Below are 23,882 nucleotides of genomic sequence, written 5' to 3'. Positions count from 1 at the left end.
GCATTTCGCAAATTGGAATCTCGTTTGTCTCAGCATGCGGGGGAGGGGGCTGTGATCAAGGGAACTCTCGCACGGATATTGCTGGCCTGTATCAGCTTTGCCTTGGCAGGCGGCGCGGTGATCGGTGTATGGCTCTATTCCGACCGGAAAACGACTCTTGGGGAATGCTTGCGGGCCGCAGAGGCTTGGACGATCCAGAACGACGCCGGGGAGAGGTTTGGAGGCTGCGATGCACTTGCCCGCAAGGCCGCAGTGAATCATGATGCCAAGGCTTACCGATACTTGGCATTGCATAGCGAGATTTCAGGCGATTTCGTCGCCGCCAGGCACCATTGGGAAACTGCTATCAGGCTTGGTGACAACGAAGCAAATCTTGCGCTGATCAGCCTGATCTCGGCCGTGCCGGTCCTGCGGAATTGCAAACGGATCAGCGATGCCTTGGGCGCGTACAAGGCTGATACCGATGGTGAGCGAATCAGAAAATACGAAATGTCCGATTTCGTCATGAGCGGTGATTGTCCGTTCTCCGAAGAAGATAGGCGCAAAGCGTTGGGGCCAAATTGGAAATGGAGCGCTCCCAAATGAGATCGGACGCCCCAGGCATCGCGAGAGGCGCGCGCCGATGCCCGCTTCAGCCCTCGCGCGCCATCTTCTCCCGGCGCGCGATCTCCGGGGCGGAGGGTTCCTGCGTCGCGAAGGAACCGGTTCGGACCGGACCGGCGGGTTCGTAGGTCGCGATGATCACGCCGGTGCTCGACACCTTTGAGTCGACCAGGGTCATCGTGCCGGGTGCCACGCCCTCCGCGAACAGCCGCTTGCCGCTGCCCAGCACGACCGGAAAGGTCATGATCGATAGGCGGTCGAGCAGGCCCGCCGCCAGCAACGCGGGATAGAGCCTGGTGCTGCCCTGGACGAGCAGGTCCGGGCCCTCGCTTGCCTTGATCCGGGCGATGCCGGCCGCGACGTCGCCGTTGATCGCGACCGAGTTCGCCCAGCCCAGCGGTTCGGTTGAGGAGGTCACGACATATTTGGTCACTGCGTTGAACAGGTCGCCGATCGGATTGGGCGGCTGATACGGCCAATAGGCAGCGAAGATGTCATAGGTGTTCCGCCCGAGCAGCAGGTCGAACTCGCGGTCGAACAGGCTGCCGAGATGCGCGTCGATCACCGCGTCCCCGGGGATGGCGACCCAGCCGCCTAGCGTGAAGCCGCCGGTCGGGTCCTCCTCGGGGGCGCCGGGCGACTGCATGATACCATCGAGCGACTGGAACACGCCCGCGATGATCTTTCTCATGGGATATCCTTTGGCTGGCGGCCCTTTCAGGCGGCGTTCTTCTCCATGTCGACCGCGGCGATCATGCCGCGACCTCTCCGGCCAGCGCCCGTTCGATGGTCGCGATGTCGATCTTGCGCATCGTCATCATCGCTTCCATCGCGCGCCCGGCAGCCGCCCGGTCGGGGTTGGTCATCGCGTCGGTCAGCACGCGCGGGGTGATCTGCCAGGACAGGCCCCATTTGTCCCTGCACCAGCCGCACGCGCTCTCGGCACCGCCATTGCCGACGATCGCGTTCCAGTAGCGGTCGGTCTCCGCCTGGTCGTCGGTATGGACCTGGAAGGACACCGCCTCGTCGAAGGTGAATGCCGGCCCGCCATTGAGGCCGAGGAACCGCATGCCAAGCACCGTGAAATCGACGGTCAGCACATCGCCCTGATGCCCGCCGGGGAAGTCCGCCGGCGCGCGGTGCACCGCCTCGACCCGCGAATCGGGGAAGGTCGCGGCGTAGAAGGCAGCCGCCTCCTCGGCCGTGCCGTCATACCAGAGGCAGGGGGTGATCTTCGTCATGACACTCTCTCCGTATCTTGGCTTTCCGCTACCGGTCCTGTTGCTGGCCCGGCCCCACCACGCCGAACATCACGCCGTGCGGGTCGCTCGCCACGATGATGCGGTCGCCGCCGGGCACCTCCATCGGGCCGGCATGGACGGTCCCGCCATTTTTCGAGACCTTGGCCGCCGCCGCCTCGATATCGGGCGCGCGGAAATAGAAGCGCCATGCCGGGGGCGGGCCGTCGGCCGGCGCCGTCATCGTCGCGCCGATCGTCTGGTCGCCGGCCTGCACGAACACATAGTCGCCCATCTCGCCCATCGGCATCCTGTCGGGATAGGTCCAGCCGAACACGGTGGCGTAAAAGGCGTTGGCGCCGGCCTGGTCGGGCGTGGCCAGCTCGTTCCAGTTGCATTTGCCCATGCCCATCCGGTCCCAGGCGGTGCTGTTCTCCCCGGAGGCGCCGCGCATGATATAGAAGGGGATGCCCTGCGGATCGGCGACCATCGCGATCCGGCCGACATCGGGGATGTCCCAGGCCGGCATCAGGACGCTGCCGCCGGCCGCCTCGATCTTCCCGACCGATGCATCGACATCGTCGACGCCGATATAGAAGAGCCAGGTCGGCCGGCCCCCGCCCGCCGTCATCTGCTCGGTCAGGCGCATCACGCCGCCGACCAGGTCGCCGCCATTGCCGCTGTCGATCATCCGGTAATCCATGTCGCCGGCCGGCTTGTCCTGCACCGTCCAGCCGATCACGTCGTCGTAAAATGCCTTTGACGCCTCCGGGTCGGTGGTCATCAGTTCGTACCAGATCGGGGTACCTTCGGGATTGGGCATCGTCGCTCTCCTTGGAGGGCAGGGGGAAAGGGGGGCGGCTCCGGGCTCAGGCCGCGTCGAGGATAGGCGCGAAGCCGCCATAGACCATGCGCTTGCCGTCGAACGGCATTTCCGAACCGGCGGACGGCTTCATCCGCTCGTCCTCCATCACCTTGGCCATGCCGGCGTCGCGGACTTCCTTCGACGGCCATTCGACCCAGGAGAAGACGACCTTCTCGTCGCCTATGGCCTTCACCGCGCCCTTATAGTCGGTGACGGTACCGTCGGGCACGGCGTCGCCCCAGGCCTCGACCACCCGGGTCGCGCCATGGTCGCGGAACACCGCGGAGGCCTTGCTCGCCATGTCGCGATACGCGCCTTTCTTGCCGTCCGGGACCGGCACCAGATAGCCGTCGACATAACCGGTCGATCCACCCGTCCCGTCGTCGAGCAGCGGAGCGAAGCCGCCATAGATCATGCGCTTGCCGTCGAACGGCATCTCGACCATCTTCGCCATGCGCGGGTCATCCATCATCTTCTGCATGCCGGTGTCATGGGCCTCCTTGGAGGGCCATTCGACCCAGCTGAACAGTACGACCTCGTCGTCCCCGGCCTTCACCGCGCGCCTGAAATCGGTGACCGTGCCGTCGGGCACCTCGTCACCCCAATTCTCGACCATGCGCGTCATGCCATAGTCGCGGAAAAGCGGCACCGTGCCGGTCGCATGGTCGAGATAGGCCTGCTTGTTGGCGGCCGGCACCGCGAGCACGAAACCCTGGATATAGCTCATCGTCTCTCTCCTCATCTTATATGGCGTCGGTTGTTCAGGCGTCGACCGGTTCGTCTCCGCCGGCCATCGCGGCCATCGCCGCGTCGAGGTCCATCCAGGTCAGCTCGATGCTGTGGCCGTCTGGGTCCTGGAAGCTGCGGCCGTACATGAAGCCAAGGTCCTGCGCGGGGGCGGGGTCGGGCCGCGCTCCGGCGGCAACCGCCTTGGCAAGGGTCTGGTCGACGGCATCGCGGCTATCCTCCGAAAGGCAGATCAGCACTTCGCAATCGGTACGCGCATCGATGATCCTCTTGGAGGTGAAATCGCTGAAACGGGCATGACTCAGGACCATCAGGCTGATCGTGTCGGAAAACATCAGCATCGCGGCGCTGCCCGCCTGGCAGAATCGCTCGTCCCTGGTCGCGCCGATCGCTTCGTAAAAGGCGACCGAGCGGTCGACGTCGGCCACCGGCAGGTTCACAAAGATCATCTTGGGCATGGCAAATTCTTTCCTCTGCGTGTCAGGCGAATCGCTATTTGACGATGATGACGCCGGAAGTTATTAAAAGCAACTATGGAGTTAGAAAAAATAACTGAATTGGAAAAGAAGCCGGAAAAGCGCTGGTATGACGACGCCTGCGGCACTGCGCTGGCGATGGAGCTGGTAGGCGAGCGCTGGTCGCTGCTGATCGTGCGCGAACTCATGTTCGGCCCGCGCCGCTTCGGCGAGTTGAAGAAGGCGCTCGGCGGGATCAGCGCGAACGTGCTGACTCAGCGGCTCGAGGGCATGGAGGAGGTTGGCATCCTGACCCGTCGGAAGCTGCCGCCACCCGCCTCGGTGCAGGTCTATGGCCTCACCCCCTGGGGCTATGCGAGCGAAACGGCGATCCAGGAACTCGGCCGCTGGGCGGTCAGGTCGCATCGCCACGATACCACTCTTCCGCTCAGTGCCGCATCGATCATGCTGTCCTTCCGCACGATGATCGACCGGTCGCGCTCGGGCGACGTGAACCGCTCGGTCGGCTTCCGCTTCGGCGAGGACGAATTCGTCGCTGAGGTGGACAGGGAAGGGATCGTGATTCGCCGGACTGATCCGCGCCCGGCGGACGCAATATTCGATACCGACCCCGTGACGCTGGCGTCGGTCGTCTATGGCGGGCGCCCGATCGGGGATGCCGAATCGGCCGGCTCGCTGAAATTATCGGGGGATCGCGCACTTGCGGAACAGTTTATTACGCTGTTTCCGTTGCCACCAAAGACCAGTTCGGCTTGACGAAGCTGGATTCCGTTCGCACTGAGCTTGTCGAAGTGCCGTTCTTCCTTCTCGATCGTTGAAGAGGAGCAGGGCTTCTGCAGATCAGCCCGAACGGTACGAGATCATGACGGACATATCCAACACCCAACCCGATAGCCGCGAGACCACGATTCTGGAGGCCCCCGACAAGGTGGTGCAGGTCCGTGAGCTTTTCGGCATCGATTCGGACATGGAGGTCCCGGCCTTCAGCGAGGCGGACGAGCGCGTGCCCGATCTTGATCCGGCCTATGTGTTCGATGCGGACACCACGCTCGCGATCTGTGCCGGCTTCGCGCACAATCGCCGCGTGATGGTCCAGGGCTATCATGGCACCGGCAAGTCGACTCATATCGAACAGGTCGCGGCGCGGCTGAAATGGCCCTGCATCCGAATCAACCTCGATGCGCATATCAGCCGGATCGATCTGGTCGGTCGCGACGCGATCGTGCTGAAGGATGGCCAGCAGGTCACCGAATTCCGCGAAGGCCTGCTGCCCTGGGCGTTGCAGACCCCGACCGCCCTGGTGTTCGACGAATATGACGCGGGTCGCCCGGACGTGATGTTCGTCATCCAGCGCGTGCTCGAGACCGAGGGCAAGCTGACCCTGCTCGACCAGAACCGGGTGATCCGCCCGAACCCGTGGTTCCGCCTGTTCGCCACCGCCAACACGGTGGGCCTGGGCGACACCAGCGGTCTCTATCACGGCACGCAGCAGATCAACCAGGGCCAGATGGACCGGTGGAACATCGTCGTCACGCTCAACTATCTGCCCGCCGCGGTCGAGGCGCAGATCGTGCTCGCCAAGTCGGGCGAATATGACAAGCCGGAGGGCAAGCAGGCGGTGGACAACATGGTCCGCGTGGCCGACCTGACCCGCCGTGGCTTCATCAACGGCGACATCTCCACCGTGATGAGCCCGCGCACCGTGATCACCTGGGCGCAGAACGCGCTGATCTTCGGCGATATCGGCTTCGCCTTCCGCCTCAGCTTCCTCAACAAGTGCGACGAGGCCGAGCGGGCGCTGGTCGCCGAATATTATCAGCGCGTGTTCGGCAAGGATCTGCCCGAGAGCGTGGTCGGCAAGGGTTGAACCACGGCTCAATCCCTATCGTTCTTCCCCGGCGAAGGCCGGGGGCCAGTTGGGGGACCTTTCTGGTCGGTCGAATCGCCCGTTTCCTTCCGTTCCTGAACTGGACCCTGGCCTCCGCCGGGGAGGTTCCAGCTGGATGATGCCGAGGTGTTGGCAATGAACGTCCGGCCAGACGTCTCTCATTCGAGTAGCGGGAAATCGACGAAAGTCGCGGCGACTCTGGCCGCCCTGCTTATGCTCACCGCCGCCAAGACCCCCGACTACAAGGTCCAGCCGGCCTCGGTTCCCCTCCTCCCCGGCCGCACGCTCAAGGGAGAACAGATCGCCGTCCCCGGCGCCGTCATCGCGCAAAGCCCGCTCGGCCGGCCGGAAACGGTGTTGCTGGTCGATCCGATCGACCTCGACCGGCTCGGCCAGAAACGCCATTTCAGCCGCGAAACGGTGTTCGAATCGGCCCGCGTCGCTGGCATTCCCGGTGATCCGCCGGTGGTGTTCTGCGAGACGGAACAGGATCCGTCCTTCACCAAGGCGATGGTCGGCTCGATGGGCTTCGGCCTGGTCGGCCTGCTCAGGCCGACCAAGCTGGTCACGCGCTACTGCCTCTACGACAGCGACAATGACGAGAAGCTCGATCACGCGATTCTGATCGGGGCAAAGGGCGACTCGGGCCGCGCGCCTTTCGAGATCACGCCAGCGCGCTATGGCCTGATCAGCGGGCTGCTGCTCGGCGACGGCAGCGAGCTGCGGCTGCGCTATGCCGGGACGGCGGGCGAGAAGGACAGCCTGTCCTTCGATGCCGAGCTGATGCTGTACGGCATGAGTCGCCCCCTGCCGGAGGTGCGGCACAGGATATCGATCGCCCGCCTGCCGGCGTACGGCGTGATCGAAGGGGCGGTCGTGACCGTGCTTGAATTCGATCCGCAGACGAAGATCGCGCGGATCAGGATCGACCGCGATCTTGCGCCGGGGCGTTTGGTGGTGCCAGAGCAGAAGCCATGACGACGGAAACCCCCCTCGATCGCTTCAAGGCTGTGCTCGGCGGCACCGCGCGGGCGATCGCGCACGAGCCGGAGATTGAGCTCGCCTTCACCGCCGACGCCCCGACTCAGTCGGGCAAGCATATCAAGGTGCCGATGCCGGCGCGCACGCTGCCCGCCGAGCAGGTGGCGGAGGCGCGTGGCTTCGCCGATGGTTTCGCGCTTCGGTTGCGGCACCACAATGCGACGCTCCATGCCCGCCAGGCACCGGCCGAGGCGGTCGCGCGCGCGGTGTTCGACGCGGTCGAGGGCGCCCGGGTCGAGGCGCTGGGTGCGCGGGGCTATGCCGGCATCGCCGCCAATCTGGCGACCGCGCTCGACCTGAAGCTGCGCGCCGATCCGATCACCCGTGCCCGCAATCGCGAGGAAGTGCCGCTGTCGACCGCGCTTGGCCTGATGGTGCGCGAGCGGCTGACGGGGGCGGAGGCGCCGGCGGTCACCGCGCCCGGCATGGCGCTGGTGCGCGACTGGATCGAGGAAAAGGCGGGCAAGGACCTCGACGCGCTGGCGCTGGCGATCGACGATCAGCGCGCTTTCGCGACCCTGGTCACGCGCCTGCTCGAGGATCTCGACCTGGTCGAGGGTGACATGATCCCCGACGAGGCCGATGAAGGCGGATCGGAGGATGAGGGCTCCGACGAGCAGCAGTCGGACGAGGGCGAGGATGGCGAGGGCGAAGGCGAGCAGGGCCAGGGCGAGATCGAGGCGCGCGGGTCCGATCGCGATGCCGAATCGCAGGACGGCGAAGGCGCCGAGCAGAGCGACGACGAATTCCAGGACATGGACGGCGAGGCAGGCGATGACGGCGAGGAAGGCATGCTGCCCGTCCGCCCCAATCGCCCTTTCTCCGATTTCTCGCCTCAGTTCGAATACAAGGCATGGACGACCAGCTTCGACGAGGTAATCGCGGCGACCGACCTGTGCGACGCTGACGAGCTGGCACGGCTGCGGTCCTATCTCGATCAGCAGCTCGTTCACCTGCAGGGCGCGGTAACGAAGCTCGCCAACCGGCTGCAGCGCCGCCTGATGGCGCAGCAGAACCGCAGCTGGGATTTCGACCAGGAGGAAGGCCTGCTCGACGCGGCGCGTCTGGCACGCGTGGTCGTGAACCCGACTCAGTCGCTCAGCTACAAGATCGAGCGCGAGACCGATTTCCGCGATACGGTGGTCACCCTGCTCATCGACAATTCCGGGTCGATGCGCGGCCGGCCGATCTCGATCGCGGCGATCAGCGCCGACATCCTCGCCCGCACGCTTGAACGGTGCGGGGTGAAGACGGAGATTCTCGGCTTCACCACCCGCGCCTGGAAGGGCGGCCAGTCGCGCGAGACCTGGCTTTCGGCGGGGCGTCCGCCGCAGCCGGGGCGGCTCAACGACGTGCGCCACATTGTCTACAAAAAGGCCGACGAGCCGTGGCGGCGCGCCCGGACCTCGCTCGGCCTGATGATGCGCGAGGGGCTGCTCAAGGAGAATATCGACGGTGAGGCGTTGCTATGGGCGCACAGCCGGCTGATCGCCCGGCCCGAGGAGCGCAAGATCATGATGGTGATCTCGGATGGCGCCCCGGTCGACGATTCGACGCTCAGCGTGAACTCGGGGAGTTATCTCGAACGCCATCTGCGTCAGGTGATCAACTGGATCGAAACCAAGTCGCCGGTCGAGCTGGCCGCAATCGGCATCGGGCACGACGTCACGCGCTATTACGCCCGCGCGGTGACGATCATGGACGCGGAGCAACTCGGCGGCACCATCATCGAGCAACTCGCCGCCCTGTTTGACACAGACTGAGCGATCGGTGGCTGAATGATCGAGGCGCCGCCGGGCGGGTTTGTCGGCCCGGTCAAGCGATCGGTGACGATCGCCGGGCATGCGACCTCGATCAGCCTTGAACCCCTGTTCTGGGAGGCGCTTGAAATCGCCGCCGAGACACGCTCCCTGCCGCTCAACGCCCTGATCGCCGAGATCGACGCATTGCGAATCACGGCTGACGATCCGCCCAACCTCGCGAGCGCGCTGCGGACGTGGCTGTTGCCGCAACGCACATCCTGATTCCCGCCCGTCATGCCGGACTTGTTCCGGCATCCACGGTTCGGCAAACTCCGCGACATGAGAGAGCGCGAACCGTGCGTGTGTATCCTGGCGAGTACGTTCAACGGTCGCCTTTACTCCGGCGTCACCTCGACCTCATCGAACGCGATAACCCAGATGGGATGACCTCGCCGTCACCTCGATCTCGATCCCTTACGTTGAGACATCGGTAGACCCCGGAACAAGTCCGGGGTGACGGTGGAGGGACGGAAAGCGATTGCCAAATCCGTCATGCCGGACTTGTTCCGGCATCCACGGTTCGGCATTCTCCATGGCATGAGAGAGCGCGAACCGTGCGTGTATATCCTGGCGAGCACGTTCAACGGTCGCCTCTACACGGGCGTCACATCGAATCTCGTCGGCCGCATCATGCAGCACCGCGACGGCACCTTCGATGGTTTCACCAGGCGTTACGATATCAAACGCCTCGTCTGGTACGAGGTCGGCGATACGATGGACGCCGTTATCTCCGCCGAGAAGCGCATCAAGAAATGGCGCCGCGACTGGAAGAAGAACCTGATCGAACGGGACAATCCCAGATGGGATGATCTCGCCGTCGCGCTCGGTCTCGACCCTTGGGTTGATACGACAGTGGACCCCGGAACAAGTCCGGGGTGACGGTAGAGAGAAGGGGAAGCGCTTGCCAAATCCGTCATGCCGGACTTGTTCCGTCATCCACGGTTCGGCAAGCTCCCCGGCCTTTGGGGCGCGGCACGACAGCCCCAGAACAAGTCCCGGGCCGGACGTCGACGCCCTCAGGCCGTCAGATGCGTATACAGGATGAGGCTGCCGATCCCGATCAGCGTAAGGCCGCCCGCCACCTCGGCATAGCGGCCGAGATAGGCGCCGACATGTTTGCCGATCAGCACGCCGATGGTCGCCACGACAGTGGTGACGCCGCCGATCACCAGACAGGCCGTGACGATGTTGATGTCGAGAAAGGCAAGGCTCACGCCCACCGCCGTGGCGTCGATGCTGGTCGCGATCGCTGTCGCGGCGAGGCTCAGCAGGCCGTGGGGCCTGGCCGACCGATCCGCATCGCCGGCGTCTTCCGCCGGTTTGCTTGCCTGCCAGAGCATATGGAGGCCGACCGCCCCAAGCAGCGTGAAGGCGACCCAATGATCCACCTCGGCGATCCACGCGCTCAGCATCAGGCCGACCGCCCAGCCGATCGCCGGCGTGATCGCCTCGAAGAATCCGAAGATGATGCCGACTCGCAGCGCGTCGCGCCACCGGGTCGAATTCCCGTCGGCGCCCTTGCCGATTGCGGCGGCGAACGCGTCGACGGACAGGCTGAGGCCGAGGCCGCCCAGCGTGAGAATACCGGTCATGTCATCAATCCCGAGGCCTGCCGACGAACGATGTGAAACACCCCTGGCCTTAAAGAAGGGTCACATCGTTGGTCTTGCCGGGCTGGCGCATGCGCCGCTGCCGTCGCCACGAACGATGCGGATCGCATGTTCGAGTATGTTGACGAAGGCCCTGCTCGAAGCAGGTGGCTACTCCCCAAGGAAGCGCGGGGATAGGGATGATCGGGCGAGCGGTCAACAGCCCACGCGCTCCTTGCCTTAGACCATCCTTTTGGCCAAGCGTATGAGAACTACTCTCAATAGCGTTGACAATGAGAGTAACTCGCAATAGCGGCACCCCGGAAACAAAGGGGACATAATTTGCGTACCACCAGCAACGCTCGCCGCGTGCCCGTCGCCAAGCCTGCCTTCCTCGCGCTTTCGTGCGTCGGCGCGTTCGCCAGCGGCGCGGCTTTCGCCGCCGACGGGCCGAATCCGGCGGCGGCCGACGATACCAGTGCGCAGGATCGTGAAGACGTGCTCGTCACCGGGCAGCGCGAGATGACGCCGAAGCAGGTCGCGACGCCGGTCAACACGCCCAAATCGATCGTCGTGTTGCCCAAGGAAGTGATCGAGCAGACCGGTTCGGCCAGCCTGGCCGATGCGCTGCGTACCGTGCCCGGCATCACCTTCGGCGCGGCCGAGGGCGGCAACCCGATCGGCGACCGTCCCTTCATCCGCGGTTTCGACAGCCAGGGCTCGACCTTTGTCGACGGCGTTCGCGATCTCGCGGCGCAGACCCGCGAAGTGTTCGCGGTCGAGGAGATCCAGGTCGTGCGCGGCTCGGATTCGACGCTTGGCGGTCGCGGCGGCGCCGGCGGTTCGATCAACATCATCTCGAAGCTGCCGACCGATCGTACTTTCGTAACGGCAAGCGCAAGCTACGGCACCGCCGACTACAAGCGCGCGACGATCGACGCGAACTACAAGCTGACCGACACGATCGCTTTCCGCATCGAAGGCATGTGGCACGATCAGGACGTCGCCGGCCGCGACGCGATCTGGCAGCGCCGCTGGGGCGTCGCGCCTTCGATCACCCTCGGACTGGGCACCGATACCCGCATGACCCTGTCCTATTACCACCTGACCAGCCACGAGCTGCCGGACAGCGGCATTCCGTATTTCTACACGATCGGCAACGCGCCGGGCACGGGCATCGTCTATTCGGCGCCGCTGGTCGGCAAGGGGACGACGATCGGCGGCACGACCGGGGTGGTCGATCGCTCGACCTTCTACGGCCTGAAGAGCCGCGACTTCCGCGATGCCGACACCGATCAGATCACGATCCGCGCCGAGCATGATTTCGGTACGCTGACGCTGCGCAACACATCGCGTTTCTCGCACAACACCCAGGCGTACATCTATACGCAGCCTGACGATCAGCAGGGCAATGTGTTCGGCACGTCGGCGACCCCGCCTGCCACCGGCAGCGCCGCGGCGCTCCGCGGCGATCTCGTCACCGGCGGCTATGTCTGGCGGCGCGCCAATACGCGCTACGGCTATACCGACAATATCACCAACCAGACCGACCTGTACGGCAGCTTCGACACCGGCAGCATCAAGCACAGCATCTCCATCGGTGCTGAACTGTCGTGGGAAAAGGCACGGCGCGGAACCTTTGTCACGCGCGGGTATCTCAACTCGACGGGCACCGAAATTCTCTCGACCGGCTCGACCGTGGGTCCGCGCTGCAATACCGCGACGGTATCGCGCTATTATTGCACCAGCCTGTTCAACCCAAATCCGAACGATCCCTGGGTGAACTATGCGAGCGACACATCGACGGTGGGCGCGCCGATCGTGAAGACGCTACCGATCGAGGAAACGCAGAATGACGCGGAAACCCGGTCGCTCTATGCTTTCGATTCGATCACGCTCCTGCCTTCGCTGATTTTGAATCTCGGCGCCCGTTACGATCATTTCAAATCGACCGTGACGCCGGGCCAGCCGATGGCCGCGACCAGGACCTACCAGCTGTCGCGGACAGACGATCTGTTCAACTGGCAGGCAGGCCTTGTCTTCAAGCCGACGCCGGAAACCAGCCTGTACGCGTCGTACGCAACTGCGGCGACGCCGCCGAACAGCCTGCTCGGCGAAGGGTCGGAGACGAACGCGCTCGGCACGCCGACCAGCGATGCCGCCTACAACACGGCCCTGGCGGTGCTCAACTCGCTCAAGATCGAGAAGACCCGCTCCTATGAGCTCGGCGCCAAGGCCAATCTGATGGGTGGCAGGCTGTCGCTCAACGCTGCGGCCTTCCAGACCGATACCGACAATGCCCGTGTCACCGGCCCCAACAACACGGTCGAGTTCCTCGGCAAGCGCCGCATCCGCGGCGTCGAAGTGAACGCAAGCGGCCAGATCCTGCCCGGCTGGACCATCTTCGGCGGCTATACCCATCTCGATCCGAAGATCGTCGATGGCGGTTTCACCGCGCTTGCCGTCGCCGGCGCCGCCGCTGGGACCGTCGCCCTCGTCCCGTCGGTGAACACGGGTAAACAGGCGACACAAACCGCAAGGGACAGCTTCACGATGTGGACGACGGTCGAGCCGGTGAAGGGCTTCTCGATCGGTGGCGGCGCGTTCTACACGAGCCGCGTGTTCGGCGGGTATAGCGACAATCGTAGTGCAGCGCTGACCAATGGCGTGATTACGGTGACCCCGGCGACCAAGGTCCTGTACCGCACGATCCCGGGTTACTGGCGCTTCGACGCCCGCGCCTCCTACCGCTTCTCGCGCCAGGTGGAGCTCTCGGTCAACGTCCAGAACCTGACCGACAAGACCTATTTCAACCAGGCCTATACCGCGCATTATGCCAGCATCGCGCCCGGTCGTTCGGCCTTCGGCACGCTGACCGTCAAATATTGATGGAAGGCATGGTTGAATCAGCCCCGGCCATGACCGGGGAGGATTTGAATGCCCTGACGCCCGACGAGATCGCCGCGCGCCTTTCGGGACCTCCCGAAGAGCGCGCGGCGTTCGTGCGCCAGGCGGCCGAAGCCGGGCTGGCCGAGGCGCAGGCAGTCTATGGGCAGATGCTGCTCGATGGCGCGGGTGTCGCGACGGATACGGCCGCCGCGCTCGACTGGTTCACCAGGGCGGCGGCGCAGCATCACCTGATGGCGATCAACATGGTCGGCCGCTGCTATGATCTCGGCTGGGGCACTGCGCCCGACAAGGCGCGCGCGGCCGAATGCTATCGCATCGCCGCCGGGCGCGGGCTTGACTGGGGCATGTATAATTACGCGACCCTGCTCGCGCTCGGCCACGGCGTGGCGGAGGACAAGGCGGCGGCGCTCGACTGGTTCCAGCAGGCGGCCGCGCTCGGCAATGCCAAGGCGATCAACTTCGTCGGCAGCTTCCACGAGGATGGCTGGGTAGTCCCGCGCGACATGGCGAAGGCGGCGCGCTGCTATGCGCGGGCGGCGCAGGGCGGGGATTTCCGCGGCTGCTTCAACCATGCCCGGATGCTCGGGGCGGCCGGGAAGACGGAAGAGGCGATCGGCTGGCTGAAACGTGCCGGGGAGACGGCGACGCCGGCCTTTGTCGAGAAGGCGAGCGCCTGGCTGGCGACGGCCGAGCTGCCTGCCTTCCGCGTGCGCGGCGTGCAGGCCCTGCGGATGGGCGCCGGCCTTTCCTGAGCGCGTCACGGCCGTCGCGGGGAGGGGGCAATCCGTCGTATTTCTCCTTATTGTGGCGACACGCCGCCGCGCGGTACATCGCGCTCAGGAGAGCGAGATGCCCCACCCGTCACCCGTATCCGACAAGGATGGCGCCGACGCCGGATCGGTGCTCGGCCTGTTCTACGCCATGCCGTTCGCCCTGCTCCTCTGGGCGGTGATCCTCTGGCTGTTCGTCTTTCGATAGAGCGAAAGGACGCGCGCCCGGATCGACCACGCGTCCTTCACCCTGTCATCGTCCCAGCAGGACTCGCGCCTGTCCGGCGATCTGCGCGAGCATCGCCGCGTTCGGTGCGGGCGCGTGCCGGGCACGCTCCACCACCGACTTGAACTGAGCGACTCGGCCGGCATTGGCGGCGAGCCATGTCTCGACCAGCGCCTGCGGATCGCCTTCGCCGCGGCTGAGGAATTCGAGCCGCAACTGCTGGAAATCGCGCGCCAGCCCGGCGATGAGCAAGCGCTCCCACGGATCGCTCGAAACGATGCGCGCCGCATTGGCCTGCGCCCAGTCGAGCCCCAGCGCGTGGCCGAGCCGGGTGAAGGCCCGCGTCAGCACGATCTCGTCGAGGCCGAGCCGCTCGCCGAGATCGGCCAGGCCGACCGCGCCGTCCAGCTCGAACAGCCGCACCACCTTCTGCACCAGTTTCTTCGGCGCGCCGGCCGCTTCGAGCGTCGCGGCGATCCGTCCGCTCTGCGCGCTGGCTTCCTCGAGCAGCAGCGCCTTGGTCTGCTTGTCGAGCGTGCCGATGCCCTTGGCGAGCCGCGCCATGGCCGGCCCGGGGCCGGTGCCGGTCCGCACCACCCGGAGCAGGTCGGCGATCTGCGAGCGGGTCGCCACCGCCACTTCCTCGAACAGCGCGATGCGCGCCGCTTCCGGCATGTCGGCTGTCTCGATTTCCGCCCAGAGCGCGGGCAGGCCGAACAGCCGCTCGGTCACGACGAACATCGCCGCGATGTCGCTCATCGCGGCGCCTTCCTCCTCCGCCAGCTCGAACGGATGGAGCACGCCCAGCCGGTTGACGATCCGGTTGGCGAGCTTGGTCGCGACGATCTCGCCGCGCAGGCGATGCTGGTCGATCGCCGAGGCGAACTTCTTGCGCATCGCCGGCGGGAAGGCGGCCTGGAGATCGGGTGCGAGATCGGGATCGAGCCCGAGCGTGCCATGCTCGATCGCCGCCTGGAGTGACAATTTGGCGGTGGCGAGCAGCACGGCCAGTTCGGGTCTGGTCAGCCCGTTGCCCTCCTGCGCGCGGCGCAGCAGGTCGTCGTTCGAGGCAAGCCCCTCGACCGCGCGGTCAAGGCTGCCCGATGCCTCGAAGATCTCGATCAGCCTGACATAGCTCGGTACCGACCGGGCGCCGTCATTCTCCATGATCGACAGGGCCAGCGTCTGCAGGCGATTGTCCTCGAGCACGATGTGCGCGACATCGTCGGTCATGCTCGCGAGGAAGATGTTGCGCTTCTCATAGGCGAGGCGGCCCTCGATCATCTCGCGGTTGAGCGCGATCTTGATGTTGACCTCATTGTCCGAACAATCGACGCCCGCCGAATTGTCGATGAAGTCGGTGTTGATCCGCCCGCCGCGCGAGGCGAACGCGATTCGCGCCGCCTGGGTGACGCCCAGGTTCGCGCCCTCGCCGATCGCGGTCGCGCGGATATCCTCGGCATTGACTCGAAGCCGGTCGTTGGCCGGATCGCCGACCTGGATATTGTTCTCCGCCGCCGCCTTCACATAAGTGCCGATGCCGCCGAACCAGATCAGGTCGACCGGCGCCTTCAGGATCGCGGAGATCAGCGCGCCCGGCTCCATCTCGCTCGCCTCGATGCCGAGCGCCGCGCGGACCTGCTTCGACAGCTTGATCGTCTTGTCGGTGCGCGGGAACACCCCGCCGCCCCTTGAGATGAGCGTCGGATTGTAATCCGCCCAGCTCGACCGCGGCAGCGCGAACATGCGCGCGCGCTCCTCCCAGCTTGCCGCCGGATCGGGATCGGGGTCGAGGAAGATGTGGCGATGGTCGAACGCGGCGACGATCTTCAGCGTCTTCGACAGCAGCATGCCGTTGCCGAACACGTCGCCCGACATGTCGCCGCAGCCGACCACGCGGATCGGCTCGCTCTGCACGTCGACGCCGCGCTCCGCGAAGTGACGCTGGACGGAGACCCAGGCACCCTTGGCGGTGATGCCCATCGCCTTGTGGTCATACCCGACCGAGCCGCCCGAGGCGAAGGCGTCGCCAAGCCAGAAACGGTTCTCCAGCGCGATCGCATTGGCCACGTCGGAAAAGGTCGCGGTGCCCTTGTCGGCGGCGACCACGAAATAGGGATCGTCGCCGTCATGAACGATCACGCCCGCCGGATGGACGATGCTGCCCTCGACGATATTGTCGGTAATCGACAGGAGCGAGCGGATGAACACGCGGTAACTTTCGGTCCCCTCGGCCAGCCACGCGTCGCGGCTTGAGACGGGCGGGAGCTGCTTGGGATAGAATCCGCCCTTGGCCCCAGTCGGCACGATCACCGCGTTCTTCACGCGCTGTGCCTTCATCAGGCCGAGGATCTCGGTGCGGAAATCGTCGCGCCGGTCCGACCAGCGCAAGCCACCGCGCGCGACTGGGCCGGCGCGCAGGTGGATTCCCTCGACCCGCGGCGAATAGACCCAGATCTCGCGCCACGGCACGGGGGCGGGCAGGCCGGGGATCAGGTGGCTGTCCAGCTTGAACGCAAGCGCCGTCTCGCCCGCCGGGGCGAAGGCGTTGGTGCGCAGCGTCGCCGCGATCACGTTGCGCAGCGCGCGCAGGATGCGGTCGTCGTCGATCGCCGAGACGGCGTCGAGCCCGGCGTCGACCGCGGCGTCGGCGGCATGGATCGCCTCGGCCTTCGCCTTGCGCGCCGGGTCGTGCGCGGCGGCGAACCGCTCGATCAGCCCGGCCGCGACCTTCGGCGCGCGGCGCAGCGCATCGACCACGGTGACCAGGCTGTAGGGCAGCCCGGCCTGGCGCAGATAGCGGAACCAGGCGCGGAACAGCACGACCGACGACGGGGCCATGCCGGCATCGACGATCAGCCGGTTGAACGCGTCATTCTCGGCATGGCTCTCCAGCACGGCCGCCACCGCGTCCTCGAGCACCGCCGGATCGCCCTTCACCATCCCGGCGCTCTCGACCAGGAACTCGTGGACGAAACCCTGCGCGTCGTCGGCCAGCGCGGTCGGCACTTCCTCGATCACGCGGAAGCCGAAATTCTCGAGCACCGGCACCGCGTCGGACAGCGCCAGCGCGCCGCCCAGGCGATAGATCTTCATCCGCGCCGCGCCGTTCGAATCGCGGTACAGCCGCACCGAGCGGGCGTCGGGCGTATCGAGCCGGGCAAGCCGCAGGATGTCGCGCGCCGCCTCCTCGGCGCTGCCGCTGGCGCGATAGCCCTGCGGGAAGGTCGCCGCATGGCGCAGCGCGAGCCGGGTCGCGCGCGCCGGCTCGACCATGTCGGCCAGCGCCGCCTCGACCGCGGGCACCCAGCCGCGCACCATCCGCGCGATCCGGGCGTCGAGCGCCGCGGCATCGGGCATCACGCCCTCGCCGCGCAGGTCGATGGTGTAGCGGATCTGCGCGACCACGCCGTCCTCCATCGCGATGCCCCAGTTGAGCAGCGTGCCGTTCGCCGCCTCGGCCAGCATGTCGCCGATCGCGACTCGCCGCGCGGTGGTGAGGTCGTCGCGCGGGAGCCACACGAACGCGAACAGATGTCGCCCCAGGATGCTGCGCACCAGGATCAGCGCCGGCCGCGGCCGGTCGGCCAGCGACATCGCGGTGAGCGCGAGATGCTCGAGCGATTCGACGTCGAACGCGCTGATCAGGTCGTGCGGCAGCGCGGCCAGCGCATGAGTCAGCGCCTTGCCGGTATGCCCCTTGGGGTCGAAGCCGAACTTCGCCTCGAGCGCGGTGAGCCGCTTGCGCAGCACCGGCACATCCTGCGGCGGCGCGTTGAGCGCCGAACTGGTCCACAGGCCGGCATGGATCGACAGCCCGGTGACCTTCTTGCCCTCGCGGATCGGCACCAGCACCAGGTCGAGCGGCACATGGCGGTGCACGCCGGAGATCTGGTTGGACTTGAGCAGCAGCGGCGCTTCCCCGCCCTTCTCGAACCACGCCATGGCGAGCGCGCGCGACGCCTCGGCCAGGATCGGCACGCTATGCGCGTGGCGCGCGATGCCGAGCGGCTTCTCGCTCTTGCCGCCCTGCCACGATTCGGCGCCGAGCAGGGTGAAGTTGCGGTCGAGGAACCACAGCAGCAGTTCGGCGCCCTCGCTGGTGCCCAATGCCTCCGCGTCGGCGGCCATGCGCGCCTGCATCGCCGGCCAGTCGGCCACGGCCGAACGGACATCGGCCAGGTTATGTTCGAGCGCGGCGATCAGTTCGCGCCGCTCGCGCGAATCGGCGCGCTCCATCTCGATATAGATCATCGATTCGGGCGATCCGCCCTCGCCGTCGGCCCCGCCGACGCTGGTCAGCACGCCGGACGGATCGCGCGTGACGCTGAGTACCGGGTGGATGATCCGGTCGATCACGACATTATGCGCGCCGATCGTCGCCGCGATCGAATCGACCAGGAAAGGCATGTCGTCGTTGACGATGGCGAGCCGCATGGTGCGGCGCGGTTCGGAGCCGGCGATCGGCTCAAGCGCGAGCACCGGCTTGCCGGGCGGCCGTGTTTCGGCGGTGGCGGCGACGAAGGCGGCGGCATCAGCCCGCTCCGCCTTTCCGAACCCCTGCAATTCCCCTGGAAGTGCGCCCTTGGTCAGCCGGACAGCAAGTGCGTCCGACAGCGATTTCAGCGTGGTCTTGGCCATCGCAGCCCTATGCTCCCGCCCGTTGCGGGCTTCAACCCTTGTGGCGCTGCACAATGATTTTGGGGGCGGGAGAGGGGCATAATCTCCCTCTCCCCTTGTGCGAGAGGGCGGCCGAGCGAAGCGAGGTCGGGTGAGGGGGAGTGGGGCTCGGAACCTCGCGAGTGCCCGCCACACCCTTCCGTCGCCGCGCTCCTCCCTCTTCCGCAAGGGGAGCGGGAAAAGGCGGAGAGGGATCGTCACAGCACCTCCCGGTACACCCGCGCCCATTCCTCCTCGCACGTCTCGGCCCGCCGCGATCCATAGCACCCCGGGTCGAGCCATCTCGGTTCCCGCGGCATCACGGCCTCGGCAAAGGTCAGCGCCAGCGCGTCGGCATCGTCGGGCGAGGCAAGCCCGCGCGCCTTCATATGCTCCTTCTTCTCCAGCAGGATCGACACCTGGTCCGCCGCGTACCCATACTCCACCCCGGTCAGGTCGGCCGCCAGCGCCGCCTCGTCCGGGATCGCCCCGCCCGACAGCCAGCCGCGCATGTTGGTCCACATCTCGGATCGCTTGTTGGCGGTCTGCACCCGCAAATCGCCCGCCCACACCACCTCGCGCCCCCGCGCGCCGAACCAGATCTCGACCACATTCTCCACGCCGAGCTGGCGCAGCCGGTCGACCACCGCCGCCCCGATATTCCCGGCATCGACGAAGATCGCATCGGGGTGCAACGCCTGCGCCTGCAGCGCCACGTCGCCGGCCAGCGTCATCGCATCGACCCGCTGCCAGCGCTTCCACTGCCGCGACCGCGCATCCCGCCCGCATCGGATGGCGAGCGTCGAATGGTCGTCGCCGAACCGCGCGCAATCCAGCCCGAAGATCACCGGATCGCTGGTCAGCCCCTGCACCTCCCGCACCCGCGCCGCCTCGACCAGGTCGCCGGCGATGAACTGCATCGAGGAGGCCGAGGGGAACTGCCCGCGCACGCGCACCCGAACGATATCGCTGTCCTCGCCATAGGTGGCGACCAGCTCGTTCAGATAGGCGCGGTTCACGCCCTCCACATTGCGGCTGTCGATCTGCGCCGCGTGCCACAAATGCCGGTGCCGCCCGAAACACTCGCGGAAAGGCCCCGAATTCAGCGTCGGGTTGCCGAAGGCGAGGAACAGGATTTCCGTCTCAGCATCGGTCAGCGCGCCCAGCGCCACCTCCCACACCTTGGCCGCGATGCCCGATGCTTCGTCGAAGATCAGGATGATGCGCTTGCCCTGGTTGTGCAGCCCGGCGAACGCCTCGGTATTGGCGACGCTCCAGGTGACGAGGTCGGATCGCCAGCCCCGCTCATGCCCCGGCACATTGGAGACGAGCGACGTCGCGGTCGCGCGGAACCAGTCGCGGGTGAGCGAGAGGTTATGCCACTTCGCGATCTCCGGCGCGGTCTTGGTGAGCAGCTGGCTCTCCGTATTGGCGGTGGCGACGATTCGCGTGTCGATCCCGGTATCGAGCCCCCATTTGACCAGCATCGCGATCAGCGCCGACTTGCCGATGCCATGGCCGGAGGCGCGGGCGATCCGGCACGGGGTGAAGCGCGTGGCGGGGTTGGAAAGATGCGCGGCGATGGTCGCCATCACGTCGCGCTGCCAGGCGCGGGGGCCGGTGACGTCGCGCAAGACGCCGTCGCCCCAGCGGAAGGCGAGTTCGGCATAGCCGAGCGGGTCGTGCTTGAAATCCATCAGCCGGTCGGTCCACGCCTGGCGGGCGACGACCTCATCCATGGCGCGGCGCCCTGGTATGCGCCTTGACGTAAACCGGCGCGGGGACGGGCGCGCCGCCACTGTCGCCGCCGCCGGGAGGTTCGCCGGCACGGGCGGCGGCCATATGGGCGGGCGTGTAATTGGCGACGCGGGCGAGCGACTTCTGGATCATCTCGACGACGTTGGGATCGCCCTTGTCCTCATCGGCGATGCGCCATTTCTTCGGCTGGCGGACGCGGAGCCATTGCAGCGCGGCGACGGGATCGGGCGGGAGATGGAGTCTGTACGTGGCGTAGACGGGCTCGGGATCGGCGGCGTGCTTGAAGACCTTGGTGCGTTCCACGCTGCACCCGACGGCGCGGGAATAAAGCGCACGTTCGACGCGGGCGTCGGCATGTTCCTTTCCCGCTATAACGGCTTCGGCGAATGCCTCATGGGCGTTGCGCCAGCGATAGATGGTGCGGACGCAGACCCCGAAATGCTCGGCGAGTTCCTCATCGGTGGCGCCGAGGCGGCAGAGGTGGCGGGCCTGATCGGCAAAGACGGGTTCGTAGACCATGACGCCGGGGATAGCGGCGGTGGGGTGGGGTTTGAATCGAGGGGGTGTGGTGTTGGGAGTGTCAGTAGGGTTGCTGACATCGTCGAAGTGGGGAAATTCAAATAATTGCATTTAATATCAGGCAATTAGCAGTAAGATGGCCTCGCGTACGAAGCCTTGCCGCGGGTAAGGATCCGATTCGGCGAGGACTAAAATCGACGGTCGGCGTGTTAAGCTGACAAATTCTTTGACGGCACGACCTTGTTCCAAACACTATGTCGGCATCGCGAAGGAGGGGATCAGGTTGACCAGTTTTTCCGGCGAGGAGATGTGATGAAGGCGGACACGGCGCGGTCGGGCAAGGGTTCGCGTCGGCGCGGCCAGGCCAAAAAATGGGTCGGCTACCGAATCTACGCGGCAATGCGGTCAAACGGAGAAGGCTGGTCGTTCGTCCGTTTTCTCGGCGAATGCGAGCCAATCGATCAGGATCTTGCCGCGCTATCGTTGCTCCCTGACACCAGGATCGAAATTTCGAGGGGCGTTACCTCGTTGACGCATGAACCGCTCGAGATCCTCGACTTCGGCGATGCGTTCGAGTTGGCGTGCGGTACTGGCTGGTCCCATGACTACCGCGCCGAATGCTGGCGCGCGCCGGACGAAGCGCTGGTCCGGCCGCCGCCAGGGCCCGATGTCGAGCAGGTCGACGTCGTATTCCAGCAACCCTATGCGGGCGGGATCAGTGTGCGGTTTACCGCCGGCGGGCAATCGTTCGAAAGCCAACTTACCAATCTCGACGATCGGCTTCCGGCGCTTGTTCGATGGCTGGAACAGGTGGCGGCTGGGACGTCGCAGCGCTTCTGCTACGACATAGAAGGAAGCGAAATCGAGTTTCACCTCTGGCCGCACGGCGAGAGTCGTCACCTGCTGATCGCCCACAACACGCGCATCGGCAGATACGAGGAGATCAATGTCGCGATTCCGCGAGAGGCGCTCGTACGGTCGATCTATCTCCCGCTCATCACCTATTGGGAGAGCCCCGCATTTATTGATAACTGGCGAGAATGGGCAACTTACGCGGAGGCGGAAGATATTGAAGTCGATGAGCACGAATACGAGCTTTGCCCGTATGAACTGCGCTCGCCGGTGCTGGATCATTTTCTTCTTGGACAGTAATGCCATCAGCTGAAAATCCGAGGCTGACGGGGCGTCGGGGGGCGCCATCACCGATCAAACACGATCAGCGCCGGAGAAAAATTCTCCTGTCAGGAAGCGGTTGACCGCCGTGACGTTCTTGATCGCCGATACCCTTACTGCATCCTTCAGTTGCCTATCCGGCGTCGATCAGCAGGCCGTAAGGCGAGCGTCTTCGATCTCCAGATGTCGGCGAATTGCTGCAGCTTCACTCCGGCACTCGGGAGTGAAGCTTATCAATCGGCCGCCATATGAGCGTCATTCGTTGAACAGTTCCGCATGGGTGCCGGCCCTCACGAACACGATACCGCCGCTCTTTCCGGCGGCGTCGTCCAGTTCGTAGATCAACAGGAAATCGCCGCCGATGTGGCACTCGCGATAGCCTGCCCAATCACCTTTGAGCGGATGATCGAGCCATTCGGGACCGAGTGGCGTGTCGTTGGCGATCAGCAACAGCATCGCCTCTTTCAGGCGATTGAGATCGTATCGGCCCGATCGCGACAGCCGCTCCCAATCCTTCAGGAAGGATCTGGTATAGTCGCTGGTGCGAGGCAGCGGCGCCCGCTTACTTGCCGCTGTGCGCTTCAAGGTCTTCGATCAGCGAAGCAGGGTTATCGAAGCGAGCGCGGTGTTCGCGCAGGATGGCATGAGCCTCCGCCATGGCCGCCTGGGTCTCGGCATTTGGCACCTTGAGTTCCAACGGGAAGGCCTGGTCGGCGACCAGGCGATGATAGAGCAGGCGGACCGCATCGGATGCGGAAAGGCCGAGGGCATCCAGCACCGCGTTGCCCTGTGTCTTGACCTCATCGTCCAGACGGACGTGCAACATCGAACTCGCAGCCATGATGGGTTCTCGCGTATCTCAATTGAGATACAACATGGTGGTACGGCGGGATAAGATCAAGATGCGATGACGTCAGGATTCGGGTGTCGGCTGTCGGGCAATCGGCCTCAGACGCTCGGATCTGGACGAGGTTCATGTCGTCGCATTGCGCAGGTCCGTTCAATGTCTTTGACATCGCGGCGATCTTTCCGAAGAAGGACGCGGTACGGGGGTGAAGTTGAATGAGCGATGTTTTTTTCCAGTCGCCGATCCTGAATGCTCCCTATGAAGAGCCGAGCCGCCACTGGGAGCTGGATGCAAATGGCCAGCCGACAAGCGAGATAGTTTCGCGCCGTCGGCAGAGTTCACTTGTTTCGCCGATCCCCAAAGCGAAAAAGATCCGCGGCAAGGCAGTACAGGCTGACCTGCTCGCGGATGAATCAGGCCAGGAATATAATCCGACCGAGGTCATCAATGGCATTCGGTCAGCGGTCGAGAGCTGGCGCCAATTGCCCGAAAGCCAGTGGCCACTGGATCGTCTCACCGCCGCCGAGCAGAAGCAGGTGAAGATCACCGCCTTCGATCTCGCGCAGGACGAAGGCGGCAACGGCCTCCAGCTTCACCGTGTCAACGCGGCCTCCGGTTTCTGGACGGTGTGCGTCAACTAGGACACCCGGACTCAATCCTCGCGCGGCAGGTCTGCCCGCGTACCTGCATCGCCCGTTCATCCGTTGTGAGGGAAGGGCGGCGGGGCGGCGTCTTGGGAGTGGTGGAGCGCGTACGGCCTTCGCCCGGGCC

22 protein-coding genes and 1 pseudogene are annotated in these 23,882 nt (G+C 65.5%); 12 read left to right on the top strand and 11 right to left on the bottom strand.

Annotated features, from left to right (window positions below):
• Positions 1-51: 51 nt before the first annotated feature.
• A complete protein-coding gene (locus tag NDN01_RS17210; protein WP_272622974.1) occupies positions 52-585 on the top strand; it encodes a hypothetical protein in 534 nt (177 codons plus the stop codon).
• A gap of 46 nt (positions 586-631) precedes the next feature.
• Here NDN01_RS17210 and NDN01_RS17205 read toward each other — a convergent pair whose 3' ends face one another.
• From NDN01_RS17205 to NDN01_RS17180, 5 genes are all read right to left on the bottom strand, one after another.
• Complete coding sequence (locus NDN01_RS17205; RefSeq protein WP_272622973.1) at positions 632-1,294, bottom strand: dihydrofolate reductase family protein; 663 nt, start codon at positions 1,292-1,294, stop codon at positions 632-634.
• A gap of 61 nt (positions 1,295-1,355) precedes the next feature.
• The gene (locus tag NDN01_RS17200) at positions 1,356-1,844 is read right to left on the bottom strand and encodes a VOC family protein (RefSeq protein ID WP_272622972.1); all 489 of its coding nucleotides are present in this window, start codon (positions 1,842-1,844) and stop codon (positions 1,356-1,358) included.
• 28 nt (positions 1,845-1,872) lie between these two features.
• Complete coding sequence (locus NDN01_RS17195) at positions 1,873-2,664, bottom strand: VOC family protein (protein WP_272622971.1); 792 nt, start codon at positions 2,662-2,664, stop codon at positions 1,873-1,875.
• A gap of 46 nt (positions 2,665-2,710) precedes the next feature.
• Entirely contained in the window at positions 2,711-3,433 is a 723-nt protein-coding gene (locus tag NDN01_RS25985; protein ID WP_443025135.1) for a DUF1428 domain-containing protein, read from the bottom strand.
• 34 nt (positions 3,434-3,467) lie between these two features.
• The gene (locus NDN01_RS17180; protein WP_272622970.1) at positions 3,468-3,911 is read right to left on the bottom strand and encodes a VOC family protein; all 444 of its coding nucleotides are present in this window, start codon (positions 3,909-3,911) and stop codon (positions 3,468-3,470) included.
• 99 nt (positions 3,912-4,010) lie between these two features.
• Between NDN01_RS17180 and NDN01_RS17175 the strand changes: the two genes are divergently transcribed.
• The 6 genes from NDN01_RS17175 (at position 4,011) to NDN01_RS17150 (ending at position 9,539) form a co-directional block, all read left to right on the top strand.
• A complete protein-coding gene (locus NDN01_RS17175; protein WP_272622969.1) occupies positions 4,011-4,685 on the top strand; it encodes a winged helix-turn-helix transcriptional regulator in 675 nt (224 codons plus the stop codon).
• Positions 4,686-4,791: 106 nt separating this feature from the next.
• Positions 4,792-5,796, top strand: coding sequence for a cobaltochelatase subunit CobS (cobS, locus tag NDN01_RS17170; RefSeq protein ID WP_272622968.1), 1,005 nt, complete (start codon positions 4,792-4,794; stop codon positions 5,794-5,796).
• A gap of 156 nt (positions 5,797-5,952) precedes the next feature.
• Positions 5,953-6,795 (top strand): hypothetical protein, encoded by an 843-nt coding sequence (locus NDN01_RS17165; protein WP_272622967.1) that lies wholly within the window; start codon positions 5,953-5,955, stop codon positions 6,793-6,795.
• Positions 6,792-8,621 carry a cobaltochelatase subunit CobT gene (gene cobT / locus NDN01_RS17160; protein WP_272622966.1) on the top strand — a complete coding sequence of 610 codons (1,830 nt, stop codon included), beginning with the start codon at positions 6,792-6,794 and terminating at the stop codon, positions 8,619-8,621. The genes NDN01_RS17165 and cobT overlap by 4 nt, the downstream gene beginning before the upstream one ends.
• Before the next feature lie 15 nt (positions 8,622-8,636).
• Positions 8,637-8,882 (top strand): ribbon-helix-helix domain-containing protein, encoded by a 246-nt coding sequence (locus NDN01_RS17155; protein WP_272622965.1) that lies wholly within the window; start codon positions 8,637-8,639, stop codon positions 8,880-8,882.
• A gap of 315 nt (positions 8,883-9,197) precedes the next feature.
• Entirely contained in the window at positions 9,198-9,539 is a 342-nt protein-coding gene (locus NDN01_RS17150; protein ID WP_272622964.1) for a GIY-YIG nuclease family protein, read from the top strand.
• A gap of 137 nt (positions 9,540-9,676) precedes the next feature.
• Here the strand turns inward: NDN01_RS17150 and NDN01_RS17145 are convergent, their stop codons facing one another.
• Entirely contained in the window at positions 9,677-10,252 is a 576-nt protein-coding gene (locus tag NDN01_RS17145) for a manganese efflux pump MntP (protein WP_272622963.1), read from the bottom strand.
• Between the two features lie 339 nt (positions 10,253-10,591).
• On the opposite strand from NDN01_RS17145, the gene NDN01_RS17140 reads away from it, so the two are divergent.
• The 3 genes from NDN01_RS17140 (at position 10,592) to NDN01_RS17130 (ending at position 14,137) form a co-directional block, all read left to right on the top strand.
• Positions 10,592-13,138 carry a TonB-dependent receptor gene (locus tag NDN01_RS17140; protein WP_272622962.1) on the top strand — a complete coding sequence of 849 codons (2,547 nt, stop codon included), beginning with the start codon at positions 10,592-10,594 and terminating at the stop codon, positions 13,136-13,138.
• Positions 13,139-13,146: 8 nt separating this feature from the next.
• On the top strand, positions 13,147-13,911 hold the full coding sequence (locus tag NDN01_RS17135; RefSeq protein ID WP_272622961.1) for a tetratricopeptide repeat protein: 765 nt from the start codon (positions 13,147-13,149) through the stop codon (positions 13,909-13,911).
• A 97-nt stretch (positions 13,912-14,008) separates the two neighbouring features.
• Positions 14,009-14,137, top strand: coding sequence for a hypothetical protein (locus NDN01_RS17130; RefSeq protein ID WP_272622960.1), 129 nt, complete (start codon positions 14,009-14,011; stop codon positions 14,135-14,137).
• 45 nt (positions 14,138-14,182) lie between these two features.
• Here the strand turns inward: NDN01_RS17130 and NDN01_RS17125 are convergent, their stop codons facing one another.
• From NDN01_RS17125 to NDN01_RS17115, 3 genes are all read right to left on the bottom strand, one after another.
• Positions 14,183-18,796: an NAD-glutamate dehydrogenase gene (locus tag NDN01_RS17125; RefSeq protein WP_272622959.1), complete on the bottom strand. Its 4,614-nt coding sequence runs from the start codon at positions 18,794-18,796 to the stop codon at positions 14,183-14,185.
• Positions 18,797-19,032: 236 nt separating this feature from the next.
• Entirely contained in the window at positions 19,033-20,553 is a 1,521-nt protein-coding gene (locus NDN01_RS17120) for a terminase (protein ID WP_272622958.1), read from the bottom strand.
• Positions 20,546-21,091, bottom strand: a complete 546-nt coding sequence (locus tag NDN01_RS17115) for a helix-turn-helix domain-containing protein (RefSeq protein WP_272622957.1) — start codon at positions 21,089-21,091, stop codon at positions 20,546-20,548. Before NDN01_RS17115 ends, NDN01_RS17120 begins: the two co-directional genes overlap by 8 nt.
• Positions 21,092-21,403: 312 nt before the next feature.
• Here NDN01_RS17115 and NDN01_RS17110 point away from each other — a divergent pair, with 312 nt between their 5' ends.
• A complete protein-coding gene (locus NDN01_RS17110) occupies positions 21,404-22,243 on the top strand; it encodes a hypothetical protein (protein WP_272622956.1) in 840 nt (279 codons plus the stop codon).
• Between the two features lie 276 nt (positions 22,244-22,519).
• Here NDN01_RS17110 and NDN01_RS17105 read toward each other — a convergent pair whose 3' ends face one another.
• Both NDN01_RS17105 and NDN01_RS17100 read right to left on the bottom strand, forming a co-directional pair.
• On the bottom strand, positions 22,520-22,849 hold the full coding sequence (locus tag NDN01_RS17105; RefSeq protein WP_272622955.1) for a type II toxin-antitoxin system YafQ family toxin: 330 nt from the start codon (positions 22,847-22,849) through the stop codon (positions 22,520-22,522).
• Positions 22,827-23,105 (bottom strand): type II toxin-antitoxin system RelB/DinJ family antitoxin, encoded by a 279-nt coding sequence (locus NDN01_RS17100; protein ID WP_272622954.1) that lies wholly within the window; start codon positions 23,103-23,105, stop codon positions 22,827-22,829. Before NDN01_RS17100 ends, NDN01_RS17105 begins: the two co-directional genes overlap by 23 nt.
• A 221-nt stretch (positions 23,106-23,326) precedes the next feature.
• Here NDN01_RS17100 and NDN01_RS17095 point away from each other — a divergent pair.
• Positions 23,327-23,632: pseudogene (locus NDN01_RS17095) on the top strand (restriction endonuclease); the annotation flags it as partial.
• Positions 23,633-23,882 lie beyond the last annotated feature (250 nt).

Source organism: Sphingomonas sp. QA11 (genome assembly GCF_028473665.1).
Classification (GTDB): Bacteria; Pseudomonadota; Alphaproteobacteria; order Sphingomonadales; family Sphingomonadaceae; genus Sphingomonas; species Sphingomonas phytovorans.
This window is presented reverse-complemented; position numbering and strand designations above follow the sequence as displayed.